Source organism: Streptomyces sp. NPDC032091 (assembly GCF_055580265.1).
Genome location: NZ_JBVILR010000021.1, coordinates 52,878 through 75,674, shown reverse-complemented (window position 1 = coordinate 75,674; position 22,797 = coordinate 52,878). Strand labels below are relative to the sequence as shown.

Genomic DNA, 22,797 nt, shown 5'->3' with positions numbered 1-22,797 from the left:
CGTGACCGGCTCGAACCGTTCCACACCGGCCGGGCCGGGCGGCGCAGGCGCGGCAGGCACCCCCCGCGGGTCCGCTGCGCGGCCACCCGCCCGGGCGAATCTTCCGCACGACCCGCCCGAAACCGCGTGTATCCGCCAGCGGTTCCGGCGTTTTGGCGCACAAGTGGCGGCCCGCGCGCGCGGGCGGCGGCAGACTGGGCGGGTCAGCGTCCCCCACCGGGAGGAACTGCCCGTGCCCGTCCCGATCGTCCTCGACTGCGACCCCGGACACGACGACGCCCTCGCCCTCATGCTGGCGGCCGCCGATCCCGCGGTCGACCTGCTCGCCGTCACCACGGTCGCCGGGAACCAGACGGTGGAGAAGACCACCCTCAACGCCCGCCGGGTGTGCACGGTCGCCGGGATCACGGGCGTGCCGATCGCCGCCGGGTGCGCGCGTCCGCTGCTCCAGCCGCTGGCGGTCGCCGCGGACGTGCACGGCGAGTCCGGGCTGGACGGGCCGCGGTTCCCGGCCCCCTCGGTCGACGTGGTGCCCGGGCACGCGGTGGAGCTGCTCCACCGGATCCTGACGACGCATCCGGAGCCGGTCACGCTGGTGCCCACGGCCCCGCTCACCAACATCGCCCTGCTGCTGACCCGCTACCCCGAGTGCGCCGGCCGGATCCGCGAGATCGTGCTGATGGGGGGCTCCACGGAGCGGGGCAACCGGACGCCGGCGGCCGAGTTCAACGTGTACACCGACCCGGAGGCCGCCGACATCGTCCTGCGCAGCGGCGTACCGGTGACCATGTGCGGGCTCAACGTCACCCACCAGGCCCTGGCCACCCCGGAGGTGGTGGCCCGTTTCGAGGCACTGGGCACGGAACTGGGCAGCGTGTGCGCCGAGTTGCTGACCTTCTTCGGCTCCGCCTACCGGCGGCTGTGGGGCATGCCCCACCCTCCGCTGCACGATCCCGTGGCGGTGGCGCGGGTCATCGATCCGGCGATCGTGGAGTGCGTGGACGCGTACGTCGCGGTGGAGCTGCGGGGCACGCACACGCGCGGGGCCACGGTCGTGGACCCGCACGGCTACCTGGGCCGGCCCGCGAACGCGCGCGTCGCCGTCGCCCTGGACCGCGAGGCGTTCTGGGACCGCATGGTCGGCGCCGTCGCGGCCCTCGGCACCCGCACCGGGTGACCCGGCACGCCGGGCTCCCTAGCCGGCGACGGGGTACATGAGTCCGCGGCGGCCCTCCGGCGAGGTCAACCACTCCAGCTTCTCGGCGGTGTCCGTGCCCGGCAGCGGGGTGTGCAGCACGATCGCCAGGTCGGGGCGGGCCGGTACGCGCAGCTGGGTGGACTCCACGTACAGGGTGCCGACGACGGGGTGTTCCATCTGTTTGCGGAGCTGGCCGCCGGGGCGGACCTCCTGCCGTTCCCACAACTCCGCGAAGCGGGGGCTGAGTTCCCGCGCCTGCTCCAGGACCGCCTGGAAGCCCTCGTCCTCGGGGTGTTCGGAGCAGGTGGCCCGGAACTGGGCCACGACGTCCACGGCGATCTCCTCCCAGTGCGGGGAGCGTGCCATGTAGACGGGGTCGGTGAAGAAGGCGATCAGGCAGTTCTGCACGATCTCCGGGCGCATCCCGAGGACCAGCGAGGCCGCGTCGTTGTACATCACGGTGTTCCAGTAGGCGTCCATGATGTGCGCGGGGAAGGGCATCCAGGCGTCGATCAGGCGCTGCAGGCCCTGGCACATGTCCCGGTCGCCGGGGGCTACTTCGAGGGCGGGCGGGTTCAGGCCGGCGAGCACGTACAGGTGCCGGCGTTCGGCGCTGGTCAGTCCGAGGACCCGGCTCACCGCGTCGAGGACCTGTCCGGACACCGTGATGTCGCGGCCCTGCTCCAGCCACTGGTACCAGGAGACGCCCACTCCGGCGAGGACGGCGACCTCCTCGCGGCGCAGTCCCGGGGTGCGGCGGCGGGCTCCGCCGCCGGGCAGGCCGGCCTCCGCCGGGGAGACCCTGGCACGCCGGCTCATGAGGAACTCGCGCAGTTCCCTCCGGCGGTTCCGGTCGATCGGTGTGGCCACGAATCCCCCTGTTCGGCTGCCTGGTGGTGGCACCAACAGGATAAGTTCCCACTCTTCACGGGCGTTCCCGGGCCGCGAGGGTGGGGGCATGACCACAGACATCCGCACCCCCGCCCCAACCGGCCCGCACCCGGCGGCCACCGAGGACGCCCGGCTCTCCGGACGGGCCCGGCTGGTCCTCTTCGTGCTGTGCGCCGCCCAGTTCATGGTGGCGCTCGACTTCTCCGTCCTCAACGTGGCCCTGCCGGCGCTGGGCAGGGACCTGGGCCTGTCTCCGTCCGCCCTCCAGTGGGCGGTGACCGCGTTCACCCTGCCCTCGGGCGGGTTCCTGCTCCTCTTCAGCCGGATCGGCGACCTGTACGGCCGCAAGAGGCTCTTCCTGGCCGGCCTCGCGCTCTTCGGCGCCGCCTCGCTGCTCGCCACCCTCGCCTGGAACCCGGCGGCCTTCCTGACCGGGCGCGCCCTCCAGGGCCTCGGGGCGGCCGCGATCGTGCCGGCCGGTATGTCCCTGCTGACCACCACCTTCCCCGAGGGCCCGCAGCGCGACCGGGCGCTCGGCATCTCCGGGACGCTGCTGTCGCTGGGCTTCACGGTCGGCATGGTCCTCGGCGGCGTCATGACCGACACCCTGGGCTGGCGGTCGACGATGGGGCTGCTCGCCCTCGCCGCGCTGGTGGTCCTGGTCCTCGCCCCGGCCCTGCTGGCCGAGTCCCGCACCCCGCAGCGGCCGCGCCTGGACGTGCCGGGCGCCGTCACGGTGACCGCGGGTCTGCTCGCGCTGATCTACGCCCTGTCGACGGCGGCCGACCGCGGGTTCGGCGGGGCGGACGTCCGGACGACGCTGGTGGCGGGGCTGGTGCTGCTGGCCCTGTTCGTGTGGGTGGAGTCGAAGTCCCCGGCGCCGCTGGTGTCGCTGCCGATGCTGGGGCGGCGCACGGTGGCCTGGGGCAACGTCGGCGGGCTGGTGACCTTCTCGATGATGTCCACGGTCATCTTCGTGCTGACCCTCTACCTCCAGGAGACGCTGCGGCTGTCCTCGTTCCTGACCGGTCTGGTCTTCGGCGTCCAGGGCGTCGCCTCGGCGCTCGCCGGTTCACTGGTCCCCCGGGTCGTCGGCCGCTTCGGCGCCCGCCGCACCCTGGTCGGATCCCTGGCCGGGCAGGGGCTGTTCACCGCGGCGCTGCTGCTGGTGGGCCCGGACTCGGGCGCGCTGGTGGCGACCGTCGCCGTGTCGCTGGGCAGCATGTGCCACCTGGGCGCGATCATCTCGTACGGGCTGACCGCCACGAGCGGGGTGCCCGACGGGGAGCAGGGCCTGGCCACCGGCCTGGTCACCACCACCCAGCAGGTGGGCCTCACCATCGGGATCCCGCTGCTGGGCGTCCTGGCCACGACGCAGGCCTCCCTCTTCGACGGGGTGCGCACGGTCCTGGCGGTGGACGCGGCCCTGGTGACCGGCGCGGCCCTGCTGGTGGCGGCCGGCCTGGGCCGGCGCAGGGCCTGAGCCGTACGAGCGGGGCCCGGTCCGGAACCTCCGGTCCGGGCCCGCTCGGCTGTGCGGAGGGTACGGGCCGGGCGGCCGCCTCCTAGGCCGTCGGGGACAGGATCGTGGTCTCCCGTCCGGGCGCCGCGACCAGTCCGGGCGCCGCGTCCGGTTCGGGCGGGTACCTCAGGCTCCCGCAGGGGTCGAACGCGGGCCGGGCCGGGCCGGGACGGGTGCTGCCCGCGACGATCAGTGCGAGTAAGACGGCGGCGGCCTCACTCTGCAGGATCCGGGCCGCCTGCCTGAGCCGGGCCGGGTCGGGGACGGGGATGGAGAGGGCCACGCACTCGGCGTTCGGGCCCGCGGTGATCGGTACGGCCGCGCAGACCGTGCCGACGGCGTACTCCTGGAAGTCGAGGAGCGGGGTGTTGGGCCGGCGGGTGTCGAGCTGGTGGAAGAGGGCCTCCTGGCTGGTCACGGTGTGGGAGGTGAAGCGGGACATCTCGTGCCGGGCGAGGTGGTCCTTGCGGTCGTCGTAGTCCAGCTGGGTCAGCAGGGCCTTGCCGACCGCGGAGGCGTGGGCGGCCGCGCGGAAGTCGACCCATTCGTCGACGGCGGGGGCGCCGGGGCCGTCGGCGTACTGGGTGATGGAGACCTCGCCGTCGGCGTAGCGGGCGACGTACACGGCGGCGCCGACGGCGTCCCGTACCCAGGCCAGGGTCTCGCGCAGGTGCCCGCGGCCCTCCCCGCAGGCCGCGTCGGCCAGCAGCAGGGCGTGGCCGGCGACGTAGGCGTCCGGTCCGGTGGGGGTGGCGAGGCCGGCCCGGACGAGCTGTTCCGTGGCCCGGGCGAGGACCAGTTGCGGGAGTTTCGTCTCGCGGGCGATCTGGGTGAGGCTGACGCCGCCCGAGTAGCGGTTGACGACCTCCAGGACGCGCAGCGCCTGGTGGACGGAGGCCAGCGCGGCGGGGGCCTGCGGCCCTTCGGTGGTCCGGCGGGCGGCGTGGGTCAGCTGCGGTTGTTTGAGGGCCTCCAGGGCCCAGGCGTTCGCCTCGTGCGTCAGGTGCGCGGGGTTGAGGCGGGCGTGCCGGGCGACGGCCACGGCGACGGGCGGGCTGGGAGTGACGATGTCGCCCAGCTCGGGGTGCTCCTTGCGGGGGCGTGCCGCCACGGCCTGGCGCAGGCGCGCCGGCAGCCGGTACGGGGGCCGTTCGGCCCGGCCGGGGCCGGCGGTGAGGGTGGTGAGGTCCTGGGTGCTGATGGGCGGGGAGGTCCAGATGACCGAGGCGCCCAGGGTCTCTTCGAGGTTGTCCGGGATCTGGGGCAGGGGCGGCAGGTGCTCCTCGGCGGGCAGGAGGCGGGCCTGCTGCTTCCAGTGGCGGGCCGTGCGGACCTCGGCGCGGGCCAGGTGGTGGAGGTAGAGGCACTGGGCGGCGGTCCGCGATCCCGCGCCGGCGGCGTACTGGAACCAGAACTGGGCGGCCTCCAGCCGGTCCGTCAGGTGCAGCAGGCAGCCGAACAGCAGGGCCGAGTCCACGCCGTGGGGCCAGGACCGGGCGTGCAGGGCGAGCTCCGCGAAGTCCCGGCTCTCGGCCAGGGACCAGGTCAGGTCGTCCAGGCAGCGCGCGGCCCGCACGTGGCAGGCGGCGTCCAGCACCAGGTCGTCCCAGGCGGTCGACGCGGCCCGGCCCCGGACCGTCTCGGCGGATGTGTCGGTGCCGATCGCCGAGCGGGCGCGGTCGGCGGCGATGCGTCGGGCGACCCGGCGCCGGGCGGCCCCCTCGTCGTAGCCGGCGTACTCCTCGGCGAGCACCGCCGCGTCGTCCAGGGCCGCGTCCAGTGCGCGCAGCGGCATGTCACGGTCAGCGGGCATGTCGCTCACTGCTCCTTCTCCTCTCCGGGGATCCAGTCCACCCCGAGCTTGCGGGACAGGGTTCGGCGTGCGCCGCGGACGTGCGACCGGACGGTCGCGGGGGAGATCCCCATCATCCGGGCGACCGTGTCGGAGTCGTTGCCCAGCAGGAAGGCCAGCAGCACCACGTCGTACTGCCGCTCGGACAGTTCGGCGATCGCGGCGTAGAGGCCGAGCTTCGACTCCAGCAGTTCGAGCCGCTCCCTGGAGGAGCGGCGCAGTGCCGAGAACCAGGCCGTTTCCACCATGGCGACCTGGCGGCCGAGGGCGCCCAGGCGCCGTTCCACGTGTTCGCGCAGCACCGCCCACGCGAAGCCGTGGAGGCTCGCTTCCTTCAGCGCCTGGCGCCACACCTTCAGCAGGAAGGTGAAGACGTCGTCGACGACTTCTTCGGCGTCCTTGGCGTTGCCCAGCTGGAGGTGGGCGTAGCGCAGGTAGGCGCGGTGCTGCTGGGAGTGGAACGCGGTGAACTCCACCGGGAGCACGCCCGCCAGTTCACTGGAGACCGTCTGGTCCCCGGCTGGGTCGAACTCGCCCTCGTTCATGCGTCCCCCCACCGTTGTTCTTCCGGGTCCTGACGGGCTGGGGTGAGGTCTATCAGCACGAGGGTGCCGTTCCGGGCAGCGTTCACGTCGACGTGGAACCTTCCGAGTGGCTTGTGAGTAGCGGGCCGCCTGCCCCCGTGTCCGGCAGCCGTGGAGCGACAAGCTCCCCCCATCACCACCCCATCGGAAAAGGCGCCCGATCGTGCACGCCGGGTCCGGAAATCTTCCGGAAGAGTCGCATCCGCCGTGGCGCGCGCCCCCCGTACAGCAGCGCACGCCCCGCTTCCGGGGGGAAGCGGGGCGTGCGTCGACGGCGGGGAGGCAGCGGTGGCCGGTGGGTCAGTCCTGGGCGCGGGCGGTGACGGGCGCGTCGGTCCGGTCGCCGAGGAACTCGTACCAGCGGCGCTGGAGGCACAGGTAGCGGGTGTCGGCCTCGGCGAGGTCCAGGAAGGCGCCGACGGTCGACGCCAGCCGCTCGCCGAGGCCGGCGTCGGCGAGGGCGCCGTCCTCGGTGAACTCCTGGTGGGCGGCCGCCAGGCTGAACATGTCGGGGTAGACCCGTGCGCCCAGGTGCTCCAGCGGGACGCGCAGCGCCCACAGGCCCCGGTTGCCGCCGACCATCGACGGGGAGGCCGACACCAGCAGGACCTGCTTGTCCTTGAAGGGCTGCGGGCGGACGCGGGAGACCCAGTCGACGGCGTTCTTGACCGGGCCGGGGACGGAGGCGTTGTACTCGGGCGAGGCGATGACCAGGGCCTGCGCCGCGTCGATCCGCTCGCGCAGCGCGAGCGCCCCGGCCGGCACGCCCTCGTCGGCCTCCGCGTCCCCGTCGTAGAGCGGCATCGGGAAGTCCCGGAGCAGCGCGGGCTCGGCGGTGGCCCCGGTGCGCACGACCAGTCCCGCGACGAGTGCCGCCAGGCGTGCGTTGACGGAGCCGGTACGGGAGGACCCGGAGAGCACGAACACGTGCATCGAGGCGCGGGCGGAGGGGTGCCCGTCGTGGGGGCGGGCCGGATCCGCGGGGAAGTGGGCCTGGTCGTTCGAGGTCACGCTGTCTCCCTTGCCGGTGCTCGCCCCCGGCGCCGGGGCGGGGGTCCCCAGCGGACTGTACGGGCGGGCGGTGCGCTCCGGCCGGGGCCGCGCGCGGGGCGGCCCGTACGTCACCCGGCTGCCCGGCAGGGGCGCGGGGCGGCCGCGGGTCCCCGCCGTCCGGGACCGTGCGTTCCCGGAGGACGGGCCGTCGGCGGGTCCGCTGCGCGGGGCGCCGCCCGCTCCCGGGGGCACCGGGAGCGGGCGGTTCAGGCCGCTACCACCAGATGACGACGTAGCCGTCCCCGCCGCCGTGGCCCGGGCCGCCGGGGCCCGGGCCCGCGCTGCCTCCGCCGCCGGGGCCGCCGTTGCCGCCGGTGGCGGTCAGCGGGGGGAGGCCGACGATGCCGTCGGGTACGGCGGTGGCACCCGTGAGGCCCGGGCCGCCGTTGCCGCCGGGCAGGTTCACGCCGCCCGTGGAGCAGGCGCCGGTGCCTCCCGTGCCGGGGGCGCCGGCGGGGCCCGAGGCCGTGGGGGTGGCTCCGCCGCCGCCTCCGCCGCCTCCGCCGCCGCCGGCCGTGAGCAGCGTGGTGCCGGTCGCGGACGCCGTGACCGTACTGGCCGCGCCGCCGGTGCCGGCCGTCCCGTTGACGCCGGTGACCCCCGACGCGCCCCCGCCGCCACCGCTGCCCGCCGCGCCGACGTCGACCCCGTAGTCGGTCAGCGGGGTCACCTTGAGGGCGCACCAGGTGAAGCCGCCGGCTCCCCCGCCGCCCCCGGCGCCGCCCGCGCCTCCCTGTGCGTTGGAGCCGCCCCCGCCGCCGCCACCGCCGCCCCCACCCCAGGCCTGGACGAAGACGGAGGTGACGCCCGCGGGCGGGGTGAAGGTGTTGTCGGAGGTGAACTGGCGCAGGCCGTGCGCGACCGGGGCCGTCCTCTGCTTCTGCCGGTGTTCGTCCTTGTCCTGCTCCCGGTCGCGGTCCCGGTCGTCGTCCCGGTCCCGGTCCGGGTCGCGGACCTGGCCCCCGGCCGGGGGCTGCTGCCGGGCCGGTGACGGGGGCTTGGCGGGGGTCCGCTGCTTGCCGGGGGCGGCGGGGGCGGGGTCCGAGGGCTTGGGGCCGGCCGCGGACGCGGCCGGTGCCGTCGCGACCAGCTGGCCGGTCAGGGCCGCCGCGGCGGCGAGGGAGGCGAGCAGGACCCGGGTGCGTGCCCGGGAGCGGCGGGTCCCCTTGTGCGCGTGGAGGTTCATGACTGCACATCCCACCGGGCCCCGCCGGGCCCGGTGGTCCGGCGGGGCCGGGGCTGTGGGCCGGGCAGGTGAGGAGTTCGCCGGGCCGGAGCAACTGCGGCGTGGTGGCAGGGGCCGGGGAGGGCGGACGTTCCGGCGCCCCGCTGTGGGGGGCGGCGGGGCATGCGGCAGGATGACAGTCCGTTCGGAATGCGTACGTCCGCTCGAACGGGCCCCGCACAACGCGACCTGACAGGTGACATGGTGACGACACGACACATACCGCGGCCGGACCTCGCCCGAGCGGAGGGCGTGCGGTGACCCGGGACCTCGTGCTGCACGACTGGGTGGTGGCCGCCATCGCGCTGGCCTCGGGCGGAGCGGCCGGGCTGCTGCTGCGGGCCCTGCTGAAGTGGCTGGCCAAGCACGCCGAGCGGACCAAGTGGACCGGCGACGACGTCATCGTCGACGCGCTGCGGACGCTCGCCCCGTGGGCGGCCGTCATCGCGGGCGCGGCGGCGGCGGCGACCGCGCTGCCGCTGACGGCGCGGATCGGGAACATCGTCAGCCAGTCCCTGACCGCCCTGCTGATCCTCTTCGCCACCTTCACGGCGGCCCGGGTGGTCGCGGGGCTCGTGCAGTCCGTGGCACAGTCCCGGACCGGGGTCGCGGCGTCCGCCACCATCTTCGTCAACATCACGCGGATCGTCGTCCTGACGATGGGCGTGCTGGTCGCCCTGGAGACCGTCGGGGTCTCCATCGCCCCGCTGGTCACCGCCCTGGGCGTCGGCGGTCTGGCGGTCGCGCTGGCCCTCCAGGACACCCTGGCCAACCTCTTCGCGGGGGTGCACATCCTCGCGTCGAAGACGGTGCAGCCGGGTGACTACATCCGGCTGAGCAGCGGCGAGGAGGGCTACGTCGTCGACATCAACTGGCGCAACAGCGTGGTGCGCAACCTGTCGAACAACCTGGTCATCATCCCCAACGGACGGCTCGCCCGGACGAACATGACCAACTTCACCCAGCCGGAGGCGAAGCTGTCGCTGCTGGTCCAGGCGGGGGTCGGCTACGACAGCGACCTGGAGCACGTGGAGCGGGTGACCCTCGACGTGGTGGACGGCGTGATGGCCGACATCGAGGGCGGGGTCCCCGACCACGAGGCGAAGGTCCGCTTCCACACCTTCGGGGACTCCCGGATCGACTTCACCGTGATCCTGGGCGTCGGCGAGTTCAGCGACCAGTACCGGATCAAGCACGAGTTCATCAAGCGCCTGCACCGGCGCTACCGGGAGGAGGGCATCTCCATTCCCGCCCCCACGCGCACGGTCTCCTTCCGCCCGGAGGAGCACGGCCCGGTCGTCTCCGCCCCGGTCCCCCACCAGCGCGACGGCTCCGCGCAGGCGCTTCTGACGGACCGGTAGCCCGCAGCCCCGGTCCCGGCGCCGGTCCCGGTCCCGGTCCCGGTGGTCACGATTGGGTGGAGGCCGCCGGCGAACCGGACACCCGTTCCTATGATGTTGCTCCTTTGATCAACTTCAGAGCGGCGACTCAAGGTGGGGGCACGGATGCGAAGCGCGGGCGGGAACAGAGGAACCGGGCACGGCCGTACGGGCGGACGGCGGGCGGGGCGGATACGGCTGGCCCTGGTCGGCCTGCTGGCGGCGGGGGTCGCCGTCGCCTGCGGGCCCGCCGACGGCGGCGGGCCGGCCGTGCCGCCCCCGCCGTCGGCCTCGGCGACGTCGGCACCGGCCGTCTCCCCGACGCCCTCGCCGTCCGCCACCCCGTCGGCCCTCCCGAGTCCCTCCCCCACCACCCCCGACGCCAAGGCCCCCGCGGCGCCCACCGCCACACGGACCGCCGCCGATCCGGCGCCGGAGCCGACGGCGAAGGCGAAGACGCCGGAACAGCCCGCCCGGGCGGACTGCGAGATCACCTCCAACGCGGGCAACTGCTACAACGCCGGCCAGTACTGCCGCAAGGCCGACGTGGGCCGTTCCACCCACGCCGGGAACGGCCGCATGATCACCTGCCGGCAGGACGGGTCGCAGCCGCGCTGGGGCTACTGAGCCCCGCGGGGCGGGGTGCCGGATCGCCCGGACGGCGTAATCTGGTCGGAAGGTGGCATACGGCGCGCTTCGGGCGCGCCGTACCGCTCCTCCTACCCCGCTGGGACCCGGTCCAGGGAGGCGGCGCGTGACCGATCCGTTCGGCTTCCTCAGGATCCCCCGCAGGGCCGTCCCGGCCCGCCCCGTCGAGGAGCGGCTCGGCGACTGGCGCGAGGTGTACGCGGGGCAGGCGCTGCTGCCGCTCGTCCGGGAACAGGCGAGCCGCTGCATGGACTGCGGGGTCCCGTTCTGCCACGCGGGCTGCCCGTTGGGGAACCTGATCCCCGAATGGAACGGCTACGCCGCGCACTCCGACTGGCACGCCGCGTACGAGCGGCTGCACGCGACGAACAACTTCCCCGAGTTCACCGGCCGGCTCTGCCCCGCACCCTGCGAGGACGCCTGTGTCCTCGCGATCAACGCCGATCCGGTGACCATCAAGAACGTCGAGCAGACCATCGCGGACGAGGGGCTGCGGCGCGGCTGGATGACCCCGCGCCCGCCCGAGCGGCGCGGGACGCGTTCCGTGGGCGTCATCGGCTCCGGCCCGGCCGGGCTCGCGGCGGCCCAGCAGCTGACCCGGGCCGGGCACCGCGTCGTCGTCCACGAGCGGGCCGACCGGCTCGGGGGCCTGCTGCGCTACGGCATCCCCGGGTTCAAGATGGAGAAGGACCTGCTCGACCGCCGGATCGAGCAGATGCGCGCCGAGGGGACCGACTTCGTGACGCGTTCGGACGTCGGCGGGGCCGAACCGGCGGACGGGCTGCGCGGCCGCTACGACGCCCTCGTGGTGGCGGTCGGCGCCGGGGAGCGCCGCGAGCTGCCGGTGCCGGGGCGCTCGCTGAGCGGGATCCATCAGGCCATGGAGTACCTGACCTGCGCCAACCGTGTCTGTGAGGGCGATCTCGCGGTGTCGCCCGTGAGCGCCGACGGGGTGCACGTGGTGGTCGTCGGCGGCGGCGACACCGGCTCGGACTGCCTCGGTACGGCCCTGCGGCAGGGCGCGCTGTCGGTGGTCCAACTGGACATCAACCCCGAGCCGGGACCGGACCGCCGTGAGGGCGAGCCCTGGCCGGTGCACCCGAAGGTGTACCGGATCTCCCACGCCCACGAGGAGGCCCGGGGGCGGGCGGGGCAGGACCCGAGGCTGTTCTCCAGCGCCACCCTGCGGTTCGAGGGGGACGCCGCCGGCCGGGTGCGGGCGCTGCGGCTGACCGAGGTCGAGCCCGGGGAGCGGCGGCCCCTGACGGGGACGGAGCGGGTGATACCGGCCGGGCTGGTGCTGCTGGCGCTGGGCTTCTCCGGCCCCGAGCGGGCCGGCGGGCTGTGCGGGCAGCTGGGGCTGGAGTACGACGCGCGCGGCAACTTCGCCCGGGACGCGCACTTCGCCGCCGCGGGCGGGCGGGCGCCGGGGGTGTTCGTGGCCGGGGACGCGGGGCGGGGCCAGTCACTGGTGGTGTGGGCCATCGCCGAGGGCCGGTCGGCGGCCTCGGCGGTGGACCGCTACCTGACCGGCTCCACCGTCCTGCCGGAGCCGGTGGCCGCGCACGACCGCCCCATGACGGCCCTCGGACGCCTCAGGTACGGGGCGGACCCGGCGGATGCCTAGGGGGTGTCCGCAAAGTCCCGCCTGCCCCACGACGCCCGGCACGCACTCTCGGTGCACCGGACGCCGCGGGGCCCGCCCTGCGGGCGGACGACGCTACTTTGCGGACACCCCCTAGGCGCCCTCGTTGTCAGTGGGCCTCCTCGTAGCGGACGTGGTGCCGGGCGGCGATGGGGTTGATCTTCGCCGGGTCCAGTTCGCCGTCGGTGAGGACGGCGGGCCCGGCTTCGATCAGGTCCTCGACGTAGCACTCCCAGCCTCCGGGCGCCGAGATCTGCAGGACCCGCGGGGGCGGGTCGGAGGCGCGGCGCAGGGCGTGTGGGACGCCCCGGGGCAGCAGTGCGAAGGTTCCGGCCGTGGCGCGGTGGGTCCGGTCGTCGAACTCGATGCCGAGGACCCCGTCGAGGACGTAGACGCACTCGTCGGCCAGGTGGTGGGTGTGGCGGGGGACGTCCTGCGCGACGGTGACCTCCAGCAGGGACAGCCGCCCCCCGGTGTCGGCCGTGGAGGCCTTGACGGCGAACGCCGGCGGCAGCGGGATCCGGCCCGGCCGGGCCGCCCCGGGCTCCAGCAGGATGAATCGGTCCTCTTCGGTGGTCATGACGCGGCCCCTTCCTCGCCTCGTACGGCATCGCATGGCATCATAGGAACCGGAATCCGATTCCGGTTCGTATCCAGGCCCAATGTAGGCGGAGGAGTGGTCGCCTTGTCAACGTCCCCGGCACCGAGCGGCGGACGCCGGCCGCGCGCCGACGCGGAGCGCAACCGCGCCCTCGTCCTGGCCGCGGCCCGCGCCCTGTTCGAGGAACGCGGCGAGGAGGTGCAGATGCCCGAGGTGGCCCGGGCGGCGGGCGTCGGCATCGGCACCCTGTACCGGCACTTCCCGTCCAAGCAGGCCCTCGTGGAGGCGGCGGCGGAACAGCGGTTCGCGGAGATCCTGCGGCACGCCCTGACGGACTGCCTGCGCGAACCCGAGGCCGGCCGGGGGCTGGCCCGCTACCTGGACCACGTCGGCGCGGCCCTCGCCGGGAGCCCGGGACTGACCGCCGCCGCCCTGTCCGCCACCGGCTCGACCGCGCCGGGCGGGGAGACGCTGGGGCGTCTGGAGAAGGCCGTCGCGGCGCTGATCGCACAGGGGCGGGCCGCCGGCACCCTCCGCGAGGACCTCGGCGTCGCGGACGTCTACATGCTCGTCGGCGGCCTGTCCGGGATCATCCGGACCGGCAGCGGCGACTGGCGCCGCTTCCTCGACCTGGCCTTCGACGGCCTGCGCCCGCGCGGCTCCGGCTGAGCGACGGGGGGACGGGGGCTCAGGGGGCGGCCGAGGGGGACCCCGGGGGCCCGGACTTCGAGTGGGCGCCGTCGCAGAGCAGGGTGATCACGACCGGCGCGGTGGGCTGCCCCGCCGCGGCGGATCCGCCGAGCCGGGTGGTCGCGGTCCAGTCGGCCTTGCGGAGGCTGAGCGTCCCCTCCGGCGGCCGGGGCGCGTCCTGCCAGCCGTGGCCGCCGCGGGCCCGGGCGAACCCGGCCCGCAGCGCCGCGTCCGCGCCCGCCGGGGGCGGTTCGGCCGTCAGGACCTCGTGGCAGTCGATCGGGCTCAGCTCCGGGGGCGACCGGCGTACGGTCACCCCCGCCTCGGCCATGGCCTCCGTCAGGTCGGCCACCACCCGGTCGGCGGGAAGCGGCGGACCCGCGTACCGCTCCGGCAGCGGGCCCAGGTCCTGGAAGGGGCCCCCGCAGGCCGTCGCCGTCGCCACCGCCAGCACCGCCAGGGCCCGGCGCCCCGCCCCCACCCGCATGTTCCCGCCCGCCCTTCGAGTCCCTGTCGTTCCAGGGGCAGTCTGGCAGCCCCCGGCCGGCGCGGCTCCGGGAGGGGGCCGCGCTCAGCCGGTCCGCCACTCCTGGTACGGGGAGCCGTCGGCCGGCTGCTGGGTGACGGGGGCTCCGTCGGCGGCGGAGGCGGTGGTCAGCAGCAGGCCGCTGTGCCCGTTGGCCAGGGTCCGCCCGCCGTCGCCGAGGACGGTGGGGCGCCAGCGCTGGCCGTCGCCCCCGTCGCAGACCTCCTGGACGACGGCCGCGCCGGCCGCCGTGGACCCGCCGGCGACGGCCGCGCACAGCCCCGAGGCGCCGTTGACCAGGGCGAGGCTGCCGTCGGCGGCCGGGGTGAGCCGCCACAGCTGGTTGGGGCCGCCGTGCGGGGTCCAGGTGATCAGTCCGGTGCCGGGGGTGGTGGAGCTCGCCGGGTCGTCCAGGGCCCGGCCCGCCGCGGTGAGGGTGCGGGGGGCGTCGGGCCGGGGACCGTAGACCTCGAACTCGTAGAGGGAGTAGCCGTATCCGGTCCCGCGCTGAGTGGCGTACACGCGGACGTAGCGGCCGGATCCGGTGAGGCCGGTGAGGTCCTGGACGCCACCGCCGCCGGTGGTGGTGGCGTAGGCGGTGCGCCAGCCGGCGCCGTCGTCGGAGAGCTGGACCTGGAAGGACTTCCCGTACGCCGCCTCCCAGCGCAGCACCACGCGGCCGACGTCGCGGACGGCGCCGAGGTCGACCTGGAGCCACTGCGGGTCCCGGTAGGCGCTGGACCAGCGGGTGCCGGGGTCGCCGTCGGTGGCCGCGGCCGCCGGGAAGGCGGCGGTCTCGGTGCTGGAGGCGGTGGTCGGGCGGCCCTGCGCCAGGTTGCCCTCCTGCCCCGTGGCCGGCCAGGCGGGGTTGTGGCCGACGCCCGCCGCGAGGGGGACGAAGTCGGCGTAGGAGGCGGCCGGCTTCGGGGAACCCCAGGTCTGCTGGGCCAGGGCCCGCAGCGGGTACGTGATGCCGGCCGCGATCTGCGCCTCGGTCTCGGCGGTGGGGTTGTCGCACCAGACGTGGAGCAGCGAACCGGGGTTCTTCGACGGGTCGGAGAGGGTGGCTCCGCCCTCGAAGCGGTCCGGGGTCCAGGTCTCGTACATCCACCGGGTGTCGGGCTTGGCGCCGCCGAGCACGTAGTAGGTGGGCGTCCAGGAGGCGTTGGCGACCGTGTGCCCGGCGGCGGCGAGCTGCTGCGGGGTGAGGCCGTAGGTGTACCAGTACTCGACGAGGATGCCGGGGTCCGGCCGCAGGGTCCCGTCGCCGGACTTGATGCCGTCGTTCCACATCCGGGTGGTCTTGCCGGCCGCCCGCACCAGCCGGTCCGACCAGTTGACGAACCCGTAGTAGGTGTCCTTGGCGGTGGCGTTCGCCCCGTAGTGGGCCCGGGCGTAGCTCAGCAGTTGCGGGTACTTGGCGTAGTCGGTGACGTACTCGTCCGCGCCGATGTGCCAGTACGGGGCGGGGAAGAGCGGCAGGTACTCCTTCAGCAGGTCCTCGACCAGGGTGTAGGAGGCCGGCAGTGAGAGGTCGATGAAGTCGGGGCTGACGGCGCCGCCGCTGCTCTTGAGCCGGAGTTCGGGGTGGGCGGCGAGGACGGCGTTCATGTGGCCGGGGGTGTCGATCTCGGGGACGATCGTGACGTGGTAGGCGCGGCCGAGGGCGACGAGGTCGGCGATGTCCTGCTTGGAGTAGTGCTCGGCGGAGACGATCTCGGGGTGGGTGGAGCTCTCCAGGCGGAAGCCGAAGGTGTCGGAGAGGTGGAAGTGGAAGTAGTTGAGCTTGAGGTAGGCGAGCTCCTTGATGTGCTGCTTGAGCCAGTCGACGGTGAAGAACTTCCGCCCCTGGTCGACCATGAGGCCGCGCTCGGCCTTGGCGGGCCAGTCCACGGCCGTGCCGGCCGGCACGGTGGCGGACCGGTGCAGGAGCTGGAGGACGGTGCGCGTGCCGTAGAAGGCCCCGGCGGGCGTGGCGGCGCGCACGGTGAGGGCGTCCGCGGCGGTCATCCGGTAGCCCTCGGCGGGCAGGGCGCTCTCGCCGAGGGCGAGGGCGATGTCGCCGGGGGCCGGGGTCCCGGTGGTGACGGCGACCTCGCGGCCGGCCAGGGCGCCGAGGTCCCGGGCGAAGGTGGCGGCGTCCTCGGCCAGCCGGTCCGCGGAGGCGGCGTCCAGGACGATCCGGGTGGCGGTGGTGAAGGCGTACGCGCCGGTGCCGGGGGTCCACTGGCGCAGTGCCGGGACCGTCTGTGGCGCCGTGGCGGCGGCCGCCCGGGCGGGAGGGGCCGCGACGCCGGGGAGGGCGAGGGCGAGGACCGCGCAGGCGGCGGCGATCAGGATCCTGAGCAGACGCATGGCGGCTCCAGCCGGCCGGGGGCGGGGGTGCGGAGCGGAACGCGGTGCGGTGGTGCGGGGGGTGGCAGGGGTGCGCGGACCAGTGCAGCGTGACACCGCGCGCATGTCAAGAGGTGCTCGAAACACCACCGTTGCGCGCAGAGTCGCGCAGGATCGGGGGTCCTCGCCCTCCCGTGGCCCCCGGCCCGGCCGCGGGACACGCGGCGGCCGGAGCGGCTCGGGGGGCGCCCCGGGCGTGTAGAACCGACGCATGACAGCGGTGAGTGAGCAGAAGGCCGTGGACGTGGGCCCGTCGGGCATCGAGGTCGCCTACGAGCGCTTCGGCGACCCGCAGGCGCCGCCCGTGCTGCTGGTGATGGGCCTCGCCCTCCAGATGCACGGCTGGCCGGACGGGTTCTGCGCGGAACTGACCGGGCGCGGGCTGCAGGTGATCCGGTTCGACAACCGTGACTGCGGCCTGTCGACGCACTTCCACGACGCGCCGGTGCCCGACCTGGCCGCGGTCCGGCGCGGCGACCCGTCGTCCGCGTCCTACGACGTGTCGGACATGGCGGCCGACTCGGTGGGCCTGCTGGACGCGCTGGGGCTGGCCGGCGCGCACGTCGTCGGCCTGTCGCTGGGCGGGGCGATCGCCCAGACGATGGCGATCGGGCATCCCGGCCGGGTGCGGTCGCTGACCTCCCTGATGTCCACGACGGGCGCCCCCGGCGTCGGGCAGCCGGACCCCGCCGTGCTGGGGGTGCTGGCGGGACCGCCGCCCACGGACCGCGAGGAGGTCATCGAGCGGACGGTCCGGGCGGTGCGGGTGATGGGCTCGCCCGGCTACGCCCCCGACGAGACCGCGCTGCGGGAGCGGGCCGCCCGCGCCTTCGACCGGGACTACGATCCGCTCGGTGTCGCCCGCCAGGCCGTGGCCGCTCTCGTCTCGGGCGACCGGACGGCCGCGCTGGCCTCGGTACGGGTGCCCACGCTGGTGGTCCACGGCGCCGAGGACCCCGTGTGCGACGTCAGCGGCGGGCGGGCCACGGCGGCGGCCGTCCCGGGCGCCGAACTCGTCGTCTTCGACGGCATGGGCCACGACCTGCCCGAGGCGCTGTGGCCGGAGATCGCCTCCCGGATCACCGCCCTGGTGCGGCGCGCCGAGCGGGCCCCGGTCAGCCGCTGACCCCGGCCGGTCCGGGGTGGGCGCGGAGGTGGTCGGTGTGCACCGTCGCGGCGGTCATCCGCGGGACCGCCCGGATCAGGGCGGCCTCCGCCGCCACCGCGAGGCGGTGCGCCTGGACGACGGTGAGGTGCGGGCCGACCACGATGTCGGCCTCGGCGCGCAGGGCGTGGCCGATCCAGCGCATGCGCAGCTGTCCGACGTCCAGGACGCCGTCCACCCCGCGCAGCGCGCCCTCGGCGGTGTCGACGAGCCCGGGGTCGACGGAGTCCATCAGGCGGCGGCAGACCTCGCGGGCGGCGTTCCCGAGGACCAGCAGGACGGGGAGGGTGATCAGCAGGCCGACGACGGGGTCGGCGGCCCGCCACCCGAGCGCGGAGCCGGCGGCGCCCGCCAGGACCGCCAGGGAGGCGAACCCGTCGGTGCGGGCGTGCAGTCCGTCGGCCACCAGGGCGGCGGAGCCGATCCTGCGGCCGGTGCGGACGCGGAGGCGGGCGACCCACTCGTTGCCGGCGAAACCGGTCACGGCCGCCGCGGCGACGGCCCACAGGTGGGTGACCTCGCGGGGGGCCAGGAGCCGGTCGACGGCCGCCCCGGCGGTGAGGACCGCGGACGCGGCGATGACCGCCACGACGAGGACGCCCGCGAGGTCCTCGGCGCGCCCGTAGCCGTAGGTGTAGCGGCGGTTCGCGGCCCGCCGGCCGAGGAGGAGGGCGATGCCCAGCGGTACGGCGGTCAGGGCGTCGGCGGCGTTGTGGACGGTGTCGCCGAGCAGGGCGACGGACCCGGAGGCGACGGCGATCAGGGCCTGGAGGGCGGCGGTCGCGCCCAGGACGGCCAGGGAGGCCCACAGGGTGCGCATGCCCTCGCGGGAGGTCTCCATCGCCGCGTCGACCCGGTCGGCGGCCTCGTGGCGGTGGGGGGTGAGCAGGTGCGCGAGCCGGTGGCGCAGGCGGGCCGCCGGGGTACCGGGGTGGTCGTGCGCCCGGTCGTCGTGGGGGTGGGGGGTGGCGTGGCCGTGGGTGCCGTGGGTGTTCGGGTTGCCCTCCATGGGTCCACCGTGGCACAGGGAACCGATTGCGGCTACGGCCGTCGTACCCGCCGTGACCAGGTGCGACGGGCTCGCAGGTGCGTTCGGGGCGCTTCCCCGTCCGGGTCTGCCCTGAAGTCGACTTGACGGCGGGCGGCCCCGCCCGAAACCCCCCGGGCGGCGGTCCGTACGGGTCACCATGGCGGTCCGGTACTCCCTGTACTCCCTGAACTCCCCGAGACGACAGGAGCGCGCCCGTGACCGGCCCCGGCGAATCCCCCGACCCCCCGGCCCCCGGCCGGCCCCTGGCCACCTCCGCTCCCCCGGTGCTGCACGACGTGATGTTCGGCCACGTCCACGCGGCGGCCCTGCGGGCGCTGGCCGTGCACCGGATCCCCGACCACCTCGCCGACGGCCCCCGCACGCCCGGGGAACTCGCCGTTCTCAGCGGCACGGACGCCGCCGCGCTGCGCCGCCTCCTGCGGCTGCTCGCGGCCCGGGGCCTCTTCCACGAGGACGAGCGGGGCAGGTTCCGGCTGGAGCCCGCGGGGCAGCCGCTGCGGACCGATGTGGCGCACTCCCAGCACGCCGGTGTGCTGATGATCACCGACCCGATGATCGTGCGGTCGGCCGCCGAGCTGCCGGCGACCCTGCGCGGCGGGCGGTCCTCCTTCGAGCTGGCCTACGGAGGCCCCTTCTTCGAGCACCTGCACAAGTCCCCCGAGGACCGCGCCGTCTTCGACGCGGGGATGGCGGCGTTCTCCGGTCCGGAGGACGAACTCGTCGCGCGGGCCTACCCGTTCCCCGAGCGGGGGCGGGTGGTCGATGTCGGTGGAGGCCGGGGCGGGCTGCTGCGGGCCGTGCTGAGGAGGGGGCCTGCGCTGGAGGGCGTGCTCTTCGACCGGCCCGGCACCGTCTCCGGACACGTGCTCGACGAGCCCGCGCTGACGGGCCGGTGGCGTACCGAGGGCGGGGACTTCTTCGAGGCGGTGCCGCCCGGCGGGGACTTCTACCTGCTCAAGCACATCCTGCACGACTGGGACGACGAGGACGCCCTGCGCGTCCTCGGCTCGGTCCGCCGCGCGGCGGCGGCCGGGACGCGGCTGCTGGTCGTCGACGCCGTGCTGCCCGGGGGCGGGGTGCCGCACCCGGCGGTGGAACTGGACATCGTGATGCTGATGGTCGTCGAGGGGCGTGAGCGGACCGCCGCCGAGTTCGAGGAGCTGCTGTCGCGCGCGGGGTTCCGGCTGCACCGGATCCTGCCGACGCCTTCGCTGCCGTCGGTCATCGAGGCGGTCGCGGTGTGACGGGGGCCCGGCCGCCCGGGGTCAGAGGACGGCGGTGGCGAGGGCGACGAGGAGCCCGGCGGCCACGCTGAGCACCGCCACGGCGGCCAGTGCGGCGAGCGCGGCGATCACATGGGTCTCCGCCTTGCCCGCCTTCCCGCGCCGGGCCCAGACGAGCAGCCAGGAGGCGAGGGTGAGCAGGGGGACCAGCAGGAACCCGGTGACGGCGCCGACGTGCCCCACCGCGGATCCGGACAGTTCGTACGCCTTCCCCCGGGCGATCCGGACCGGTACGGCGCTGCCCGGCCCGTACCGGGCGGCGGCGCCCTCCAGCAGGACCTCCCGGCGCGGCTCGCCGGTGCGGCGCGGGACGTAGGCGCCCTCGCACTCGGTGCCGCCCGGATAGCCTTCCGCGTCGGAGGCCTCGTAGCACGCGGACACGGTCAGGGTGCCGTCCACGGGCCGCAGTCCGAGGACGGCGACCAGCTGCGGTCCGGGGAGCAGCCAGACCAGCCACCCGGCGAGGGCGAGCACCGCCGCGGACCCGAGGAGGGCCAGGGCCCGGACCGACTTCCTTGCGCCAGCTGTCACGAATCCCCTCCCGGCAGTGAGCCATACCCCCGGTGGCGCCCGCTCTCACGTCGACCTCGCGCCGGACGGGGGTGGAACGAAACCGGACCGCCCGGTATCCGCCATATGCCGTAACGCGGAACGAACCGGCCGGTCCGGCTCCTAGGATGGGGCCGCCGCGGCCCCGGTGCGAGACAGCGGGGGCCCACATTCAGGGAGTTGAGCATGAAGCGGTTGCGTGTGCTGGTCGTCGCCGGGGTGCTGGCGCTGGGGACGGCGGGGGCGGGCACCGCCCAGGCGAGCCCCGTGGCGCCGGCGGTGGCTTCGCACTGCCCGGCCGGGGAGGTCTTCGCCACCGACAACACCGCCGTCATCACCGATCCCGACGATCCGCGGCTCTCCACACGCCTGATCCGCTTCGACCACGAGGTGCGCCGGATCATCGGGGCGAACGGCGCCGTGGCGGGGCGTTCGACCCTCCTGGACGGGGTGTTCTGGTCCGGGGACCTCCAGCAGACGACGTACGAGCGCTCACGGGAGTTCGACGTGAACGAGGTGAGCCGCGAGGGGCTGCACCACATCGCGGGCGTCATCGCCAAGCAGTACCACCAGGAGTCGGTGCTGACCTTCCGCTGCCTGCCGCGCGACCACCCGGAGACGGACGCCGTCGAGATCCGGGCCTCCGGCGTCAGCGCCACCCGGCTGCGCGAGGCGCTGGCCGCCGATCCCCGGGCCCGGGAGGAGCTCGGCGGCGGGTCCGTCACCCTCGGGGGGCAGCTGATCCTGGTCGCGCCGGTCGCCGACCTGCCCCTCGCGCGGCGGTTCACCGCAGGCCTGGGGGTCGACTGGAAGAAGGCCGAAGTCCGTTACGGCGACGAGGAATTCGTCGGCTAGCCGCGGACCGCACCGGCCGGGGGGTGGTGCTGGCACCACCCCGGATGCGGGCAGTGGGGGGATCGTCCGGCGGGGCGCGCTCCCGGAGGATCGGGGTTGTACCGAACCGCTCCTACGGGGGGAACACCCGGATGCACCTCTTCACGAAGCCCGCGCGCTGGGCCACGGCCGCCGCGTGCGGGCTGCTCGCCCTCGCCGCCCTGCCCGCGGCCCCGGCCGCCGCCGCCGAGGCGGGGGCCGGAGCGCCCGCGGCCGCCGTGCCGGCCCGCTACGCGCAGCAGCGGCTGGACTGGCAGCCGTGCCAGTCCGGCGCCCTGGAGTGCGCCTCCATGACGGTGCCGCGCGACTGGTACCACCCGGGCACGGGCGCGGACCTCACCGTCGCGGTGTCCCGGCACCGGGCCGCGGACCCGGCCGCGCGGCGCGGCGTGCTGATGATGGCGGCCGGCGGGCCGGGCGCCTCGGGTCTGGGCCGGCCCGCCGGGCTGGCGGCGTACTCGCAGCGGCTGGCGGCCGCGTACGACATCGTCGGCTTCGACCAGCGCGGGGTCGGGGCGAGCACGCAGGTGGTCTGCTCCGACCAGGACACGGTGGACGCCCTGTTCACCAGCGGCGACCTGCGCGACCGCGCGCCCGAGGCCGTGGACGCCACCGTGGAGCGGGCGCGGGGCTTCGTCCGGGACTGCGAGCGGCGGTCGGGCGGGCTGCTCCCGTACATCACCACCGACCAGGCCGTGCACGACATGGACCTGTTCCGGGCCCTGCTCGGCGAGGCGAAGGTGTCCTACTACGGTCCCTCGTACGCCACCTTCCTCGGCGCCTACTACGCCACGGAGTTCCCGCGCCGGGTCGACCGGGTGGTGCTCGACAGCAACATCGGCTTCACCGGCAGCTGGCAGGAGTTCCTGACGGGCCAGCCGATGAGCTTCCAGCGCCGGTTCGAGCAGGACTTCCTGCCCTGGCTCGCCGCGAACGACGCCACCTACCACCAGGGGCGGACCGCCGAGGAGGCGAAGGCCTCGTACGAGCGGCTGCGCGGCGCGCTGGGCGAGCACCCGCTCGATCTGGAGGGGACGAAGGTCACCCCCAACCACCTGGACGCCGCCGCCACGTCCGTCATCTACAGCGGGGACCGCTTCCCCGACCTGGCGACGCTGCTCGGCGTCCTGGAGCACCCCGAGGCGGCTCCGCCGGCCGCCCGCAAGGCCCTGGCCGAGAAGCTGGAGCACCCGCTGGGGGCGCAGTTCGCCGCGGACTTCTTCTCCGTCATCTGCCAGGACACCCCCTGGAACCACGACGGCGCGTACTGGGTGCGCAGGAGCGCCGCCGACAGCGGCGCGTACCCGATGGCCGGGGCCCGCGAGCTGACCTTCGCGTCGGTCTGCGCCGCCTGGCCCCGCTCCCTGGCGCCCCGGGTGCGGGTCACCGGGCGGGGCCTGCCGCCGGTGCTGATGCTCAACTCGCTGCACGACCCGGCCACGTACTACGAGGGCGCGCTGAAGGCGCACCGGGAGACCGCCGGGACCCGGCTGATCACCGTCGGCGGCGGCGACCACGGCGTCTACCAGTCGCACAACGCCTGCGTGGACGCGTACGTCGAGGGATTCCTGGTCGACGGCCGGATGCCGGCCGCGGACGCCTCCTGCGAGGGGAAGCCGCTGCCCGGCCCGGCCGCCGGCCGGTAGG

General features: G+C 75.3%; 19 protein-coding genes and 1 pseudogene. 10 read left to right on the top strand and 10 right to left on the bottom strand.

The window, feature by feature from the left end; genetic code table 11:
• The first annotated feature begins 232 nt into the window (after positions 1–232).
• A complete protein-coding gene (locus tag ACZ5NJ_RS28820) occupies positions 233–1,177 on the top strand; it encodes a nucleoside hydrolase (protein WP_468768500.1) in 945 nt (314 codons plus the stop codon).
• 18 nt (positions 1,178–1,195) lie between these two features.
• On the opposite strand, the gene ACZ5NJ_RS28815 is transcribed toward ACZ5NJ_RS28820, so the two are convergent.
• Complete coding sequence (locus ACZ5NJ_RS28815) at positions 1,196–2,017, bottom strand: helix-turn-helix transcriptional regulator (protein WP_468768650.1); 822 nt, start codon at positions 2,015–2,017, stop codon at positions 1,196–1,198.
• A gap of 139 nt (positions 2,018–2,156) precedes the next feature.
• On the opposite strand from ACZ5NJ_RS28815, the gene ACZ5NJ_RS28810 reads away from it, so the two are divergent.
• Positions 2,157–3,572, top strand: a complete 1,416-nt coding sequence (locus ACZ5NJ_RS28810; RefSeq protein ID WP_468768498.1) for an MFS transporter — start codon at positions 2,157–2,159, stop codon at positions 3,570–3,572.
• Between the two features lie 223 nt (positions 3,573–3,795).
• On the opposite strand, the pseudogene ACZ5NJ_RS28805 reads toward ACZ5NJ_RS28810, so the two are convergent.
• The 4 genes and pseudogenes from ACZ5NJ_RS28805 to ACZ5NJ_RS28790 all read right to left on the bottom strand — a co-directional run.
• Positions 3,796–4,563: pseudogene (locus ACZ5NJ_RS28805) on the bottom strand (IclR family transcriptional regulator); the annotation flags it as partial.
• Between the two features lie 866 nt (positions 4,564–5,429).
• On the bottom strand, positions 5,430–6,008 hold the full coding sequence (locus tag ACZ5NJ_RS28800) for an RNA polymerase sigma factor (RefSeq protein WP_468768496.1): 579 nt from the start codon (positions 6,006–6,008) through the stop codon (positions 5,430–5,432).
• Positions 6,009–6,347: 339 nt separating this feature from the next.
• Complete coding sequence (locus ACZ5NJ_RS28795) at positions 6,348–6,980, bottom strand: NADPH-dependent FMN reductase (RefSeq protein ID WP_468768649.1); 633 nt, start codon at positions 6,978–6,980, stop codon at positions 6,348–6,350.
• A 334-nt stretch (positions 6,981–7,314) separates the two neighbouring features.
• A complete protein-coding gene (locus tag ACZ5NJ_RS28790; protein ID WP_468768495.1) occupies positions 7,315–8,286 on the bottom strand; it encodes a hypothetical protein in 972 nt (323 codons plus the stop codon).
• A 296-nt stretch (positions 8,287–8,582) separates the two neighbouring features.
• Between ACZ5NJ_RS28790 and ACZ5NJ_RS28785 the strand changes: the two genes are divergently transcribed.
• From ACZ5NJ_RS28785 to ACZ5NJ_RS28775, 3 genes are all read left to right on the top strand, one after another.
• The gene (locus tag ACZ5NJ_RS28785; RefSeq protein WP_468768494.1) at positions 8,583–9,686 is read left to right on the top strand and encodes a mechanosensitive ion channel family protein; all 1,104 of its coding nucleotides are present in this window, start codon (positions 8,583–8,585) and stop codon (positions 9,684–9,686) included.
• Positions 9,687–9,830: 144 nt separating this feature from the next.
• Complete coding sequence (locus ACZ5NJ_RS28780; protein WP_468768492.1) at positions 9,831–10,331, top strand: hypothetical protein; 501 nt, start codon at positions 9,831–9,833, stop codon at positions 10,329–10,331.
• A 127-nt stretch (positions 10,332–10,458) separates the two neighbouring features.
• A complete protein-coding gene (locus ACZ5NJ_RS28775) occupies positions 10,459–11,979 on the top strand; it encodes a glutamate synthase subunit beta (protein WP_468768490.1) in 1,521 nt (506 codons plus the stop codon).
• A gap of 127 nt (positions 11,980–12,106) precedes the next feature.
• Here ACZ5NJ_RS28775 and ACZ5NJ_RS28770 read toward each other — a convergent pair whose 3' ends face one another.
• Complete coding sequence (locus ACZ5NJ_RS28770; protein ID WP_468768489.1) at positions 12,107–12,577, bottom strand: cupin domain-containing protein; 471 nt, start codon at positions 12,575–12,577, stop codon at positions 12,107–12,109.
• Positions 12,578–12,673: 96 nt separating this feature from the next.
• Here ACZ5NJ_RS28770 and ACZ5NJ_RS28765 point away from each other — a divergent pair, with 96 nt between their 5' ends.
• Complete coding sequence (locus tag ACZ5NJ_RS28765) at positions 12,674–13,267, top strand: TetR/AcrR family transcriptional regulator (RefSeq protein WP_468768487.1); 594 nt, start codon at positions 12,674–12,676, stop codon at positions 13,265–13,267.
• A 19-nt stretch (positions 13,268–13,286) separates the two neighbouring features.
• Here the strand turns inward: ACZ5NJ_RS28765 and ACZ5NJ_RS28760 are convergent, their stop codons facing one another.
• Both ACZ5NJ_RS28760 and ACZ5NJ_RS28755 read right to left on the bottom strand, forming a co-directional pair.
• Positions 13,287–13,775, bottom strand: coding sequence for a hypothetical protein (locus tag ACZ5NJ_RS28760; protein WP_468768486.1), 489 nt, complete (start codon positions 13,773–13,775; stop codon positions 13,287–13,289).
• An 84-nt stretch (positions 13,776–13,859) separates the two neighbouring features.
• A complete protein-coding gene (locus ACZ5NJ_RS28755) occupies positions 13,860–16,169 on the bottom strand; it encodes a family 20 glycosylhydrolase (RefSeq protein WP_468768484.1) in 2,310 nt (769 codons plus the stop codon).
• Between the two features lie 250 nt (positions 16,170–16,419).
• Between ACZ5NJ_RS28755 and ACZ5NJ_RS28750 the strand changes: the two genes are divergently transcribed.
• A complete protein-coding gene (locus ACZ5NJ_RS28750; protein WP_468768483.1) occupies positions 16,420–17,334 on the top strand; it encodes an alpha/beta fold hydrolase in 915 nt (304 codons plus the stop codon).
• On the opposite strand, the gene ACZ5NJ_RS28745 is transcribed toward ACZ5NJ_RS28750, so the two are convergent.
• The gene (locus tag ACZ5NJ_RS28745; protein ID WP_468768481.1) at positions 17,324–18,382 is read right to left on the bottom strand and encodes a cation diffusion facilitator family transporter; all 1,059 of its coding nucleotides are present in this window, start codon (positions 18,380–18,382) and stop codon (positions 17,324–17,326) included. The two genes, ACZ5NJ_RS28750 and ACZ5NJ_RS28745, sit on opposite strands and share 11 nt — an antisense overlap.
• 236 nt (positions 18,383–18,618) lie before the next feature.
• Between ACZ5NJ_RS28745 and ACZ5NJ_RS28740 the strand changes: the two genes are divergently transcribed.
• Positions 18,619–19,668: a methyltransferase gene (locus ACZ5NJ_RS28740; protein ID WP_468768479.1), complete on the top strand. Its 1,050-nt coding sequence runs from the start codon at positions 18,619–18,621 to the stop codon at positions 19,666–19,668.
• A 21-nt stretch (positions 19,669–19,689) separates the two neighbouring features.
• On the opposite strand, the gene ACZ5NJ_RS28735 is transcribed toward ACZ5NJ_RS28740, so the two are convergent.
• Positions 19,690–20,238: a hypothetical protein gene (locus ACZ5NJ_RS28735; RefSeq protein ID WP_468768478.1), complete on the bottom strand. Its 549-nt coding sequence runs from the start codon at positions 20,236–20,238 to the stop codon at positions 19,690–19,692.
• 204 nt (positions 20,239–20,442) lie between these two features.
• On the opposite strand from ACZ5NJ_RS28735, the gene ACZ5NJ_RS28730 reads away from it, so the two are divergent.
• Both ACZ5NJ_RS28730 and ACZ5NJ_RS28725 read left to right on the top strand, forming a co-directional pair.
• The gene (locus tag ACZ5NJ_RS28730) at positions 20,443–21,111 is read left to right on the top strand and encodes a hypothetical protein (RefSeq protein ID WP_468768476.1); all 669 of its coding nucleotides are present in this window, start codon (positions 20,443–20,445) and stop codon (positions 21,109–21,111) included.
• 131 nt (positions 21,112–21,242) lie between these two features.
• Positions 21,243–22,796 (top strand): alpha/beta hydrolase, encoded by a 1,554-nt coding sequence (locus ACZ5NJ_RS28725; RefSeq protein WP_468768474.1) that lies wholly within the window; start codon positions 21,243–21,245, stop codon positions 22,794–22,796.
• Position 22,797: the final 1 nt, after the last annotated feature.